Genomic DNA, 12,604 nt, shown 5'->3' on the forward strand with positions numbered 1-12,604 from the left:
GAATTTACCATTCCTATTGTTAATGAAGGTTGGTGAAGCGATTAAAACCTGTAGCCAATTGTGGCTCCAGCTCTTAACTCCTGATATTCGTTGCTGGCATCTACAGAGCTACGCTCGTATTCGGCGGCAAATAACCGCAGGTTAAAGCCACCCGCAAATGCATAGTTGTAGTACACCGTTATTTGATCAAGAGTGAACTCGCTGTCGTTCACCGTGGCTGCAAATTTGTTCTCGACCCTACTGGCATTAAACCCCAGTGTTGCGCTGCGCGATAATTGGTATCCCAAACCCAAGGCACCACCTAAACGCTCTTCATCGCGCTCCAGGGATTGGAATTGGTGCTCATCGCGATACACGCTGAGGTAAAAATCGCAGCGTCCACACAGCACCGAAGTAGACCAACGCAACTCTGCATGGCGCAACAACACCTGATCCAATTGATCAGCAGTTACATCGCTGCCACCGGGGATTTCACCCGGCGCCGCATTGGCATCAAAACCACGCGATGAATCAGTAATTTGTTGATTAAACGCTAGCCCGAGCTGATGATGACCGGCGTCATAATTCATCTGCACGGCGTAATAGGGATCATCACTTTTACCGAGACGAGATGAGTCTGTACGACTCTGCCCTAACTCAATCCGATAATTTATTTTGCGCAGACGCGTTTCCAAAGCCACGACAGCCATGGTTTGGCTGTAATCAACATCAGGGTTAAATTCAAATTCAACATCGCTTTGGGTGAGATATACCGAGAGCGAATCGACCGCCGAGAATGCGTGAATTACACCAGTGCTAACGCCTGTACGCGATGAGTTTTTTTGCTCTTCAAAACGGTATTCAACTTCGGTGGCATTGGCGTTAATAAAAAAATTATCGGCGCCAGTAATACGTGTACGAAAGCCCGGCTGAACACTTAATATTTGTTTTTCATCTGTATTGGATTCCAGCTCAAGTGCGGCGGATGACTTGGGCAGCTTTTGCAAACTGTGTGAAATTTTTAGATCAAACGGATTGTGTGGTTTACCCAAAACAAAATCGGTTTTACCAATAGTTGTGGTTCGCTCTTCCTGACTGTCTTTTTCATAGCGCATTTGACTTACGGCGTAGTCCGAGTTGAGCGCAATATACTCGTTGTTATAGAGCGCAAACGCACTTGCCATCAGCTGGTTTTGTTGCTCTGACAGCTCATCAGTTTGGGTTTTGAGCGCGTTATCCGTTTGCTGCGCACTCAGGGATATAGTTGCACCAAAATCACTGCCCGCAACCTCAGTTGGTGCCGCAAGTGCAGATGCACTGGCATAGGCGGCAACCAGAAAAGCAATTGGCGATTTGTTCATTTGAGCATCCCTCACACAATTACTGCATTAGTTATTGAACACCAGCCCTGCAAAACGTTCTTTCCCTACTGCATCTACTGCAGCGAGAACCTCATCCGTCACAGCAGAACCGTAAGGCACTACCAGAAGCGCATGATCACAGTATTTGGCGAGAATTCGCGCCTCTGTAGATTGCTGTACCGAAGGAGCATCCAGCACGATGAAACGATCGGGATAGCGCGATTTAATTTCTGCCACAAATACTTCCATGCGTTTTGAGTTAAAAAACTCAGCGGCTGATTCACTGGAACCCCCGGAAGGAATTACCCGCAACCGCTCAATACCACTGGGATAAATAATGTTTTTTAACGGCACAGTGTAATCAGTGAGATATTGGGTTAAGCCCTCATTTACTTCTTGAGTGACATATTTGTCTGCCGCCGATGAGTAGGGATTGCAATCGACATAAAGCGCGGTCTTGTGTTGATCCAGTGCGAAAGTAGCAGCGAGATTAAAACCAACAAAACTTGAACCGCCATGGGTAGACACAGAGCTGACCAGCACCACCATGTTGTCGCTTTTGCTGCGCTCCAACAAACGAATGCGGACTTCACGAAATGCATTTAACAGTTCGCGTTGGCGCATACCGGTGAAGATAACTTTCTTTTCATAAAGCTCGTCTTGCGTCCATAAACAAGGCAGCTCCATGTTTTTAATTTTTTCACGCTTGCGATGTTCAAGTACGGCGGTTTTGACTAATTGATCACTCGTCTCCACCAACGCGTCGACGCCTGCCATCAACTGTTTAAGACTGCGCTCTTTTGCCTGTTCCATGTTACCTACCCGGTATTAACCTGTGGTTATTTGCCAATAGACAGCGATTGCAACATACAAGGTCATTGCGAGTACGCTGGCGGCCAATATCAACAACATATCCTTCTTCAACAAACGATCACCCAGTGGTGAACGATAATGGGGAATAACACCAATCAACTGGATATCGTCCGGCAATTGTTTTTGCAAGGTGCGCGCCGAACGTAAATGCGGATCAAACATAACGTAGGCAACCAACAAACCTATAGGCAATAACAATCCAAGCAGCGGGCCGAGAAGTGCGAAGTGAATAAAATGTAATCCTGAAGGTTTGAGCGGAAAAGTGGCCGGTTCCTGAATACGATAGCTAACGCCCTGCCCTTCTATATCGAGCGTCATAGACAGACGTGCAGCTTCTTTTTTCTGCAACATATCGTCATAGGTTTTGCGAATAACATCGTAGTCGCGCGTTAATTCAGAAAGTTGTGCCTGATTGGCGGCTACGCGCTGTTGACGAGCGAACTCTTGCTCTTGCAACGCCATCAGCGATTGCATTCGGCGTTTTTGCGAGCGCAACTCCACATCGGCGTTGGCGAGCTGTTTGCGCAATTCTTCATACAGCGGATTTTCGGCTTTTTGCGTGTCGGCATACATATCGCCAGAACCTTGCAGGCGAGCGATAGTTGTATCCAACTCAGCGATCTGAGTGCGGATGGAAATAATATCCGGATAACCTTCTTCGTAGCTGAGCAGTAGCTGCTCCAACTGAAGTGCGAGGGTTTGGCGGCGCTGACGCAAATCATCTACCTGACCCTTGGCCTGTAAATATTGCCCTTCTGAACCCAATTGCTGCTGGATAGTCTTGTAACGCGCCTGGGATTCTTCAATGGTGATATTTAACATTTCAATTTCTTGTCGCAGCCCCGCAATACGCGACGCAACCTCAGCCTCGGTACCATCGGTATTTTGCGAATTGAAATCTTTCAGGCGCGATTCCGCTTGCTCCAACTGCTTTTTATAGGACTGCACCTGGGCATCGATAAAGTTATAGGCACCCAAACTTTCTGCCCGCTTTTTCTTCACCGTATCTTCCATAAACACATTAACGACGGTATTCAGGACTTCAAAGGAACGATCCGGATCATTGGCAATGTAGCTGATTCTGAAATAGGAGCGATTGCCTTCCGCTTTCACGCTGAGGCCACTGCGAATCCGGCGAATTGCCTGTTCTTCCTGCTCCTGGGTTGCATTTTTATCGACCATCCCGACTTCTCTGGCCACTGCCAGCATAATGCCGCGCGTCCAGATAATTTCACGCGCCTGTTCAGAGCGATCAATTTTGGTCATTTCAGCAGAGCCCTTCAGCAGCGGCTCAATAATGGTTGTCTGGTCGGCAAACAACACCGCTGAAGTGGTGAACTTTTTAGGCCAGGTAATCCCCAGCAGTAACACCAGAGCACTGACAGCGATAAACAGCACCACGCAGATGTAGCGAAACCTGACCAACTCCGCCCGCAGTGAATTCAATAAGTCTTTGAGATAGGCTTTATCCATGAAACATCTCTTGATATGCAAGCACCGGAGCGCTCACCAATTTAGTTATCTGACTCACACAGTAGAAAACCAGGAAAATTAAAAGGCGCGCTCCGGGATGCTAACAATATCCGAGGGCTGCAAATCGTAATTTGTTGCCACCTCGCCATCGGCCATCAGGTCATCCAGACGAATGCGGTAAACCTTTACCTCACCGTTGATACGGCGGTAGAGCTTGGCATTGTTGGCCGACGCAAACTCGTTCGGGCCGCCCGCCATAAGTACCAGATCCAGCACCGTCATACCCTCGCGATAGGGGATAGACTGGGGCGCCCGGACCGCACCGGTAATACGCACGCGACGCTGGAAATCAGAACTGCTGGGATTGGCCACAATCACCGTCACTTGCGGATTGCGTACATAAGAAGACAAACCCGTGGTAATCGCTGCCGAAAGTTCGGTGGCGGTTTGGTTGGCTGCCAAAATATCACCAATTAGTGGCATAGAGACCTTGCCATCCGGGCGCACCGGAACTGCCAGCGATAACTCGGGGTTGCGCCAGACGTTAATCTGAATGGAATCGCCTACACCAATGCGGTACTCGCTAAGTAAACCCGTCTCCGAGAGGGGTGGCATATCTGAAGGCTTGCTGCTACTGCAGCCCGCAAGAACTACCAGACTTATTAACTGAACAAACCAGACGATTTTTCTCACGAGACATCTCCTTCGCAGTGGTTGCGATAATAATGGCGGTGCAGATCGATCAATGCACACCCTTGCCTAACAAAACTATTTCCACCGTCTGGATCATGATCAACATATCCATGAGAAAACTGTGGTTTTTGGTGTAGTAGAGATCGTACTGAAGCTTGTTCTTGGCATCTTCGACGGAGGCGCCATAGGGATACTTAAGCTGCGCCCACCCCATTAACCCAGGCTTCACTTTGTGACGAGTTTCATAGAAAGGGATCTGCTTTGCAAGATCTACCACAAACTCAGGGCGCTCAGGGCGCGGGCCTACGAAAGACATCTCCCCCACCAACACATTATAAAGCTGGGGCAACTCATCCAAACGGGTATTGCGGATAAAAGCACCGACGCGGGTAACACGCGCATCGTTTTTCTTCGCCCATACCGCCCCGTTCTTTTCAGCGTCCTGGCGCATACTGCGAAACTTGTAAATGCGAAAGCTTTTCCCGTTAAGCCCGACGCGGGTCTGGAAATAGAGCACTGAGCCCGGGCTTTCCAAACGCACGGCAATAGCGGTAAGCAACATGAAAGGCCACAGCACCAGAAAAAATAATGACGCCAGCGTCAGGTCAAAAATCCGCTTGGCAATCGAGCGTCGCTTGGAGTATTTGAAACCGTCGGAGAACAGCATCCAACTGGGCTGCAACAGCGTGATATCAATCTTACCCAGCTCACGCTCACAAAAACTCAGCGCATCGCTGGAAGGTACGCCAGCCAATTTGCAATCGAGAAATTCACTCAGCGGGAATGCATTACCACCGCTGCGGCGACGCTCATCAGGAGCGATAACAATTTCGGAAATCTGTGCGGCTTTTACATAGGCCAACCAATCAGAGGGCTCGGCGATAATCAATTCAGAGTTCACTGCCAGCACTTCACTGGCACTAGGCACACAGCCCACAATTTTCACGCCTAAGGCATTGACCTCTGGCGCCAGGTCTTCGAGCAACTTTTGCGCGCGGGCGCCTGCACCGTAAATGATAACCCGACGCTTGAGTTGGTTAGCATCAACCATTTTTACAAAGATAAAGCGGGTGACTATGACAACCGCGGTTGAAATCAATACCCCCCAAAAAATCAATGCCTGCGGGATCAATCCCCCCAATAGCGCACTGATAACAAATAAACCCAAACTACCCAAAAGGAAAAAACTAACCAGTGTGCGCAATACCATGCTCGAGAATCCCTCTCGCACCAATGCGGTATAGACCCCCATCGATAAAGTACAACAGCTCAACAGCGCTGCGAAAATCACCAGCGCCAAGGGCGAATATTCCAACTCACGAGCCGGATCGGCAGACGCTATTAATTGGCTTGCCGCCCAAAAGGACAAACCCAATAAAATAGCTTCAGCAATACCGAGGAAGAGATAAGGCAGATGAATATAATGTTTATTAAGTCTGATGTAAGACAAATGCGATTCCTTCAGGCGAATTGTGTGGGTAAATCTTTTGAAGCCGCGCATTATAGCGACATTGTGTTACAAAAGCTCGACCAATAGTGACGGCATTTTGTCACATCAATCAAACACCTCACGGCAAATGCAACAAGTGTCAGGATACATGTAGAGTGATGCAAAAATTCACCTCAAATGTGGTAACTTAGCGCACCTCTGGATTCACCCTTCGCTAAGGAATTTTCCCATGCTCGCAAGCAACCCTTCGCTTTGCATTATTGGTTTAGGTTATGTCGGTCTGCCGCTCGCCGTAGAGTTTGGCAAAAAAATTAACACTGTCGGCTTTGATATTAACCCTGCGCGGGTAGATGCCCTGCTTCAAGGTGTGGATAGCACCCTGGAACTGACCGCCGCCGAACTGGCCGAAGCAGCACACATCAGTTACACCACCCGTGAAGAAGATATTAGAGGGCGTGACGTATATATAGTCACAGTCCCCACCCCCATCAACGACAGCAAACAACCAGACCTGACCCCACTGGAAAAAGCTTCCGCACTGCTGGGTCGAGTCATCAGCAAAAATGCCGTGGTGGTGTTTGAATCCACCGTTTACCCCGGATGCACCGAAGAAATTTGCGTACCGATCATTGAGAAAGTATCCGGACTAAAATTCAATGTGGATTTTTTTGCCGGCTACAGCCCCGAACGCATCAACCCGGGCGACAAACAACACCGCGTACACAACATCACCAAAATCACCTCGGGCTCAACGCCGGAAGTAGCAGAGTTCGTCGATCAGCTATACCGCAAAATTGTAGTAGTCGGCACCCACAAAGCCAGCAGCATTAAGGTTGCCGAAGCCGCCAAGGTGATCGAAAACACCCAGCGCGACATTAATATTGCCCTGATTAACGAGCTGTCGCTGATTTTCAAGCGTCTCGATATCGACACTATTGAAGTGCTGGAAGCCGCAGGGACCAAATGGAACTTTCTACCCTTTCGTCCCGGCTTGGTCGGCGGCCACTGTATCAGTGTTGACCCTTATTATCTGACCCACAAAGCACAACAAGTGGGCTATAACCCCGAAGTGATCCTCGCTGGCCGCCGTATTAACGATGGCATGGGCACCTTTGTGGCTGAGTCAGTCGTGAAAATGATGACCCAACGCAAATGCCACGTGGTGGACTCCAACATCCTGATCATGGGTCTGACCTTTAAAGAAAACTGCCCCGACCTGCGCAACACTCGCGTAATCGACATTATTAATGAGCTCAAAAACTACAACGCCAATGTCCATGTATTCGACCCTTGGGCCGACGCTGCCGAAGCGCAACATGAATATGGCCTGGACTTGATTGAGTCACCCAAAGCCAACAGCTATGACGCCATTATTTTGTGTGTTGGCCACGACAAATTCCGCGCGATGGGCGCCGCTGAAATACGCGCTCTCGGCAAAGACAATCATGTGCTGTTTGATGTAAAACATATTCTCCCCAAAGACGCGGTAGATGCCCGTCTCTAAGCTCAAGGAAAACTCATGAAAGTATTGGTCACAGGCACCGCCGGTTTTATCGGCTCCACGCTTGCCAAACGTTTACTCGCTCGCGGCGACGAGGTTATCGGAATCGATAACCTCAACAACTACTATGATGTACAAATCAAAAAAGACCGCTTGGCGCACCTGACCGGCAATAGCGCATTTACCGATATTCGTTGCAATCTGGAAGATAAAGCCGCTATCGATAACGTGTTTAAAACCCACAAGCCGGATCGCGTAGTTAACCTCGCCGCTCAAGCAGGTGTGCGCTACTCACTGGAAAACCCCCAAGCCTATATTGATGCCAACATCACCGGCTTTTTGAATATTCTGGAAGGTTGCCGCCATTTTGGCACTGACAACCTGGTCTATGCCTCCAGCAGCTCGGTCTACGGCATGAATACCTCCATGCCATTTGATGTGCACAACAACGTCGACCACCCCGTTAGCCTCTACGCGACCAGTAAAAAAGCCAATGAGCTGATGGCCCATACCTACAGCCATCTGTTTAAGATCCCCACCACCGGCCTACGCTTCTTTACCGTTTACGGCCCTTGGGGCCGCCCGGACATGGCACTGTTTATCTTTACCAAAAAGATTCTTGCCGGTGAACCGATTGATGTATTCAACTACGGCAATCATCGCCGCGACTTCACTTACATTGATGACATAGTGGAAGGCGTAGTGCGCACCCTGGATAACGTTGCCACACCCAACAGCAACTGGAGCGGCAACCAACCCGACCCCGCCACCTCCAGCGCGCCGTACCGTATTTACAACATCGGCTCTAACAACCCGGTTGAATTGTTGCGCTACATTGAAGTGCTGGAAAATTGCCTGGGCAAAAAAGCGATCAAGAACTTGCTGCCACTGCAAGCGGGCGATGTGCCGGACACCTACGCCAATGTGGATGCACTGATTGAAGATGTGGGCTACAAACCAACTACGCCGGTAGAAGTGGGCATTGAAAACTTTGTGAAGTGGTATAGAGATTATTACAAGGTCTAAATAAAGAGCCACAAGGTTTAAATGAAGAACTACGAGGCTTAAAAAATCAAAACGGCATCGCAAGATGCCGTTTTGCTGACCGGATACCACTGCAACCCAAGAGCAGCCAACGATGAACAAAAACACCATCACCCATGCAATGACCGTTGATGTAGAGGATTACTATCACGTCGCCGCGTTTGCCAAGGTGATAAAGCCCAGTGACTGGGATAACTGGCCATCCCGGGTTGAACAGAACACTGAGCGGTTATTGCAGCTTTTTGCAAATCACAATATAAAAATTACATTTTTTATTCTTGGCTGGGTGGCGGAAAAATACCCACAGCTGGTAAAAACCATCAAACAACAGGGTCATGAAATAGCATCCCACGGTTTCAGCCATCAACTTATCTATAACCAATCACCGGAAGTGTTTCGCGCTGAAACCGCAAAATCCAAACAAATTCTGGAAGACTTGGCGCAAACCCCAATTACCGGTTATCGCGCTGCCAGCTACTCCATCACACGCAAATCACTATGGGCATTGGATATATTGGCCGAGCTGGGGTTCACCTGGGACTCCAGCATTTTCCCAACGCGTCATGACAACTACGGCATTCCCGGGAGCCCCGAAGAGCCCTACCGGATTATCACCACCAACGGCGCCAGCATGCTTGAATTCCCACTTACTACCGCCAAAGTAATGGGCCAAGCCATTCCAGCTGCAGGTGGCGGTTATTTTCGTCAGTACCCTTACGCACTATCCAAATGGTTATTTGAGCGCGCCAGTTTGAATCAGACCAAACCACAAATTTTTTATCTGCACCCCTGGGAAATAGACCCGGAACAACCACGCGTGCCTAACGCCAGCTGGTTCAGCAACTTTCGCCACTACACCAACCTTAAACGCTGCCTGCCACGCTTGGAACAAATGATTAGCGATTTCCAATTTGGCACTATGAGCGAGAGCTTGGGCACTGCCAAAGTGCACAAAATACTTACTATTCATGAGCTCGCCGCCAACACCGGTAATAAACAATCGCCAGCGTCGACCTAGACGACGTTGATCAACAACAGTAGAATCGCGCCCCTCATGGTAGGGTTGGACGATTATTTGCAGGTAATATCGCGCAGAGGTCGTCGCTAACAGGTCGAAAACTGCAAGAAAAGAGTTATTTCATTAAGCATCCGTAGCTCAGCTGGATAGAGTAGCGGCTTCCGAAGCCGTTGGTCACAGGTTCGAATCCTGTCGGGTGCACCACTTTTTATTCTTCGTTTACACTCTAGGCACCGTTCGGCTTTGTCTGCTCAAACACAACACGTATTAGGGCACACACAACCCCCCAAGGAGGCAGTGATGATATTACCCGTAATAATGGCTGGTGGTTCAGGGAGTCGCCTATGGCCACTATCCCGCGATTTAATGCCCAAGCAATTTTTAAATTTGGATGGCAAATCCACTATGTTACAGGCAACAGTTAAACGCCTGACTGGCTTGGATACCCTCCCCCCTCTGGTAATTTGCAACGAAGAGCACCGATTTATCGCTGCCGAGCAATTGCGCCAAATTAACCAACTCAACAACAATATTATCCTTGAACCCGCCGGTAGAAATACCGCCCCTGCCATCGCCCTGGCGGCTATGGCTGCGCTGAAAAAAGGCTTGGATCCACTGCTGCTGGTTCTGGCTGCCGATCATATTATTGTGGATGAGCAGGAGTTCAGGCGTATTGTTTCAGCCGCCATTCCCTGCGCACAGCAAAACAAACTGGTTACCTTTGGCATAGTGCCGACCGCCCCCGAAACCGGTTATGGCTACATCCAAGCGTCAAGCTCCATGGCAATTGCCGGTGAAGAGACCGCTTATGCGGTTAAACAATTTGTCGAAAAACCTAACTTGCAGACCGCCGAGCAATACCTTGCCAGTGGCGATTACTACTGGAATAGTGGCATGTTTTTATTTAAAGCCAGCGTGTATCTGGACAACCTCAAACAATACCGTCCGGATATTTTTACGGCGTGCGACCTGGCGATGGCCGATGTCGATCCGGATTTGGACTTTATCCGCGTTAACAAAGAAGCATTCTTACAGTGCCCCGCTGACTCCATCGACTACGCGGTGATGGAAAAAACCGACAGCGCAGTTGTTATCCCCCTGAATGCAGGTTGGAGTGATGTCGGTTCCTGGTCTTCGTTGTGGGAGGTATCGGAAAAAAATACCGACGGCAATTCACACAAGGGCGATGTACTGTCGTTTGAGAGCCACAACAATTATGTATTTGCCGAGACAGGGCTGGTCGCTACGGTCGGCCTTGAAAATACCATTGTGGTGCAAACCAAAGATGCAGTACTGGTGGCCTCAAAAGACCACGTCCAGGATGTAAAAGCCATCGTAAATAGCCTGAAAAAAAGTAGTCGCCCAGAGCATCGAGTGCATCGTGAAGTTTATCGTCGCTGGGGCAAGCAGGACTCTATCGATACCGGCTATCGCTATCAGGTAAAACGCATCACCGTGATGCCGGAACAAAAAGTTTCCATGCAAATGCACCATCATCGCTCCGAGCATTGGATTGTGGTATCCGGCACCGCCAAGGTGAGCATTGATGGACAAGAGGCGTTGCTGTCTGAAAATCAGTCGGTGTACATCCCCTTGGGTACTGCGCATGCACTGGAAAATCCCGGCAAGATTCCCCTTGAACTGATTGAAGTTCAATCCGGCGCCTATTTAGGCGAAGACGACATTGTGCGTTTCTCTGAACGTTGAGGCGGGCTTGATTATGAAAAAATCACTAGAACAGATTATTGGCGAGAGCGGCATCAGCTTTGGCACTTCCGGTGCACGCGGTCTGGTGAGCGACTTTAGCGACGATGTTGTCGCAAGCTTTGCACAAAGTTTCCTGAGAGTCATGCAGGGCGAATTTCACGTTAGCCGTGTCGCGATTGGTATTGATAATCGCCCCAGCAGTCCGGCCATGGCCGCCGCCTGCGCGGGTGCTGCCCAGGCATTAGGTATCGCCGTGGATTACTACGGTATTCTGCCCACGCCAGCACTGGCCTATCAGGCAATGCAAGACAGTGTGCCGGCAATTATGGTAACCGGCAGCCATATCCCTTTTGATCGCAACGGCCTGAAGTTTTATCGACCCACCGGTGAAATTACCAAGGCCGATGAGCTGGCAATTGTTAGCACTGATAGCGAATTGACGAGCTATACAGCCGCATTACCCGCAATCAACCCGCTGGCTGCCGCGAACTATATCCAGCGTTACCGCGATGTTTTTGCCCCCGGCATTATGCAGGGTTTGCATATCGGCCTCTATGAACACTCAAGCGCCGGGCGCGATCTCTACGCCGACCTGTTCCGCAGCTTGGGCGCGCAAGTCACCAGCCTGGAGCGCACCGATACTTTTGTGCCCATCGACACCGAAGCTGTAGCCGAGGCCGATGTACAAAAAGGCCGCCGCTGGTCAAAGGAATATCGGTTTGATGCGCTTTTTTCCACCGATGGTGACGGCGATAGACCACTGATCGCCGATGAAAATGGCCAGTGGCTGCGCGGGGACATTGTCGGATTGCTCTGCGCGCGCCAACTGGGGATCAGCGCCCTGGCGGTTCCCGTTAGCTGCAATACCGCCATCGAGAAATGTGGCGCCTTTGCCAAGGTGACTCGCACCAAAATTGGCTCGCCCTATGTGATTGCAGCGCTGGAAGAACTCGCGCCGCACTTCTCAGCCATTGCCGGCTTTGAAGCGAACGGCGGCTTTTTATTAGGCTCGGATGTGCAACTCAATGGCAAACTACTGAAAGCCCTGCCCACCCGCGATGCCCTGTTGCCGGGCATCGCCTTGATTGCGGCAGCGGCCAACACCAAACTCTCAGCTCAAGTTGCCACCCTGCCAGCGCGCTTCACCGCCAGCGATAGAATCCAAAACATCCCCACCAGCAATAGCAAAGCTTTTCTGGCTGAAGCCAGTGAGGATCAGTCAGCCCTGTTAAACCTGCTGGAGATGAGCAGTAAAACTGTCGATTCCATCAATACTACCGACGGCCTGCGCATCAGCTTTCACGAAGGTGAGATTATCCACCTGCGCCCATCGGGTAACGCCCCGGAGCTGCGTTGTTATGCCGAAGCGGACAACCAAAAAACCGCTGCCACATTGGTGAAAAACGTACTTGATAAACTTCAGGTTAGATTGACCCAAACATCGACCTGAATATGAACCGTTTTTTCTTTTTGTCTTATAAAGCATCTTATTTACAAGGAATAAA

Annotated in this window: 10 protein-coding genes and 1 tRNA gene; 6 read left to right on the forward strand and 5 right to left on the reverse strand. The window is 49.8% G+C overall.

Annotated elements, in window-relative coordinates; translation table 11 throughout:
• Positions 1-41: 41 nt before the first annotated feature.
• The 5 genes from D0B88_RS02890 to D0B88_RS02910 form a co-directional block, all read right to left on the reverse strand.
• On the reverse strand, positions 42-1,340 hold the full coding sequence (locus D0B88_RS02890; protein ID WP_151054891.1) for a hypothetical protein: 1,299 nt from the start codon (positions 1,338-1,340) through the stop codon (positions 42-44).
• A gap of 27 nt (positions 1,341-1,367) precedes the next feature.
• Positions 1,368-2,153 (reverse strand): CpsD/CapB family tyrosine-protein kinase, encoded by a 786-nt coding sequence (locus D0B88_RS02895; RefSeq protein ID WP_007639472.1) that lies wholly within the window; start codon positions 2,151-2,153, stop codon positions 1,368-1,370.
• A 15-nt stretch (positions 2,154-2,168) separates the two neighbouring features.
• Complete coding sequence (locus D0B88_RS02900; RefSeq protein WP_151054893.1) at positions 2,169-3,686, reverse strand: XrtA system polysaccharide chain length determinant; 1,518 nt, start codon at positions 3,684-3,686, stop codon at positions 2,169-2,171.
• A 78-nt stretch (positions 3,687-3,764) separates the two neighbouring features.
• Positions 3,765-4,301 carry an XrtA/PEP-CTERM system exopolysaccharide export protein gene (locus D0B88_RS02905; protein ID WP_007639470.1) on the reverse strand — a complete coding sequence of 179 codons (537 nt, stop codon included), beginning with the start codon at positions 4,299-4,301 and terminating at the stop codon, positions 3,765-3,767.
• A 127-nt stretch (positions 4,302-4,428) separates the two neighbouring features.
• The gene (locus D0B88_RS02910; RefSeq protein WP_040391100.1) at positions 4,429-5,829 is read right to left on the reverse strand and encodes a TIGR03013 family XrtA/PEP-CTERM system glycosyltransferase; all 1,401 of its coding nucleotides are present in this window, start codon (positions 5,827-5,829) and stop codon (positions 4,429-4,431) included.
• Between the two features lie 229 nt (positions 5,830-6,058).
• On the opposite strand from D0B88_RS02910, the gene tviB reads away from it, so the two are divergent.
• The 6 genes from tviB to D0B88_RS02940 all read left to right on the forward strand — a co-directional run bounded on the left by tviB (position 6,059) and on the right by D0B88_RS02940 (position 12,549).
• Complete coding sequence (gene tviB / locus D0B88_RS02915; protein WP_151054895.1) at positions 6,059-7,333, forward strand: Vi polysaccharide biosynthesis UDP-N-acetylglucosamine C-6 dehydrogenase TviB; 1,275 nt, start codon at positions 6,059-6,061, stop codon at positions 7,331-7,333.
• 15 nt (positions 7,334-7,348) lie between these two features.
• Entirely contained in the window at positions 7,349-8,356 is a 1,008-nt protein-coding gene (locus D0B88_RS02920; protein WP_007639465.1) for an NAD-dependent epimerase, read from the forward strand.
• 112 nt (positions 8,357-8,468) lie between these two features.
• Positions 8,469-9,392 carry an XrtA system polysaccharide deacetylase gene (locus tag D0B88_RS02925; RefSeq protein WP_151054897.1) on the forward strand — a complete coding sequence of 308 codons (924 nt, stop codon included), beginning with the start codon at positions 8,469-8,471 and terminating at the stop codon, positions 9,390-9,392.
• Between the two features lie 127 nt (positions 9,393-9,519).
• Positions 9,520-9,596 (forward strand) — tRNA-Arg (locus D0B88_RS02930).
• 96 nt (positions 9,597-9,692) lie between these two features.
• Entirely contained in the window at positions 9,693-11,099 is a 1,407-nt protein-coding gene (locus tag D0B88_RS02935; RefSeq protein WP_151054899.1) for a mannose-1-phosphate guanylyltransferase/mannose-6-phosphate isomerase, read from the forward strand.
• Positions 11,100-11,112: 13 nt separating this feature from the next.
• Positions 11,113-12,549: a phosphomannomutase gene (locus D0B88_RS02940; RefSeq protein WP_151054901.1), complete on the forward strand. Its 1,437-nt coding sequence runs from the start codon at positions 11,113-11,115 to the stop codon at positions 12,547-12,549.
• Positions 12,550-12,604: the final 55 nt, after the last annotated feature.

This window comes from Cellvibrio sp. KY-YJ-3, from assembly GCF_008806955.1.
Lineage (GTDB): Bacteria > Pseudomonadota > Gammaproteobacteria > Pseudomonadales > Cellvibrionaceae > Cellvibrio.

What these genes read in the sequence shown, in the direction of transcription:
- D0B88_RS02895 (WP_007639472.1), bottom strand. Translation starts at nt 2,153, where the DNA reads ATGGAACAGGCAAAAGAGCGCAGTCTTAAACAGTTGATGGCAGGCGTC.
- D0B88_RS02935 (WP_151054899.1), top strand. Translation starts at nt 9,693, where the DNA reads ATGATATTACCCGTAATAATGGCTGGTGGTTCAGGGAGTCGCCTATGG.
- D0B88_RS02920 (WP_007639465.1), top strand. Translation starts at nt 7,349, where the DNA reads ATGAAAGTATTGGTCACAGGCACCGCCGGTTTTATCGGCTCCACGCTT.
- D0B88_RS02925 (WP_151054897.1), top strand. Translation starts at nt 8,469, where the DNA reads ATGAACAAAAACACCATCACCCATGCAATGACCGTTGATGTAGAGGAT.
- D0B88_RS02900 (WP_151054893.1), bottom strand. Translation starts at nt 3,686, where the DNA reads ATGGATAAAGCCTATCTCAAAGACTTATTGAATTCACTGCGGGCGGAG.
- D0B88_RS02940 (WP_151054901.1), top strand. Translation starts at nt 11,113, where the DNA reads ATGAAAAAATCACTAGAACAGATTATTGGCGAGAGCGGCATCAGCTTT.
- D0B88_RS02905 (WP_007639470.1), bottom strand. Translation starts at nt 4,301, where the DNA reads ATGCCACCCCTCTCGGAGACGGGTTTACTTAGCGAGTACCGCATTGGT.
- tviB (WP_151054895.1), top strand. Translation starts at nt 6,059, where the DNA reads ATGCTCGCAAGCAACCCTTCGCTTTGCATTATTGGTTTAGGTTATGTC.
- D0B88_RS02890 (WP_151054891.1), bottom strand. Translation starts at nt 1,340, where the DNA reads ATGAACAAATCGCCAATTGCTTTTCTGGTTGCCGCCTATGCCAGTGCA.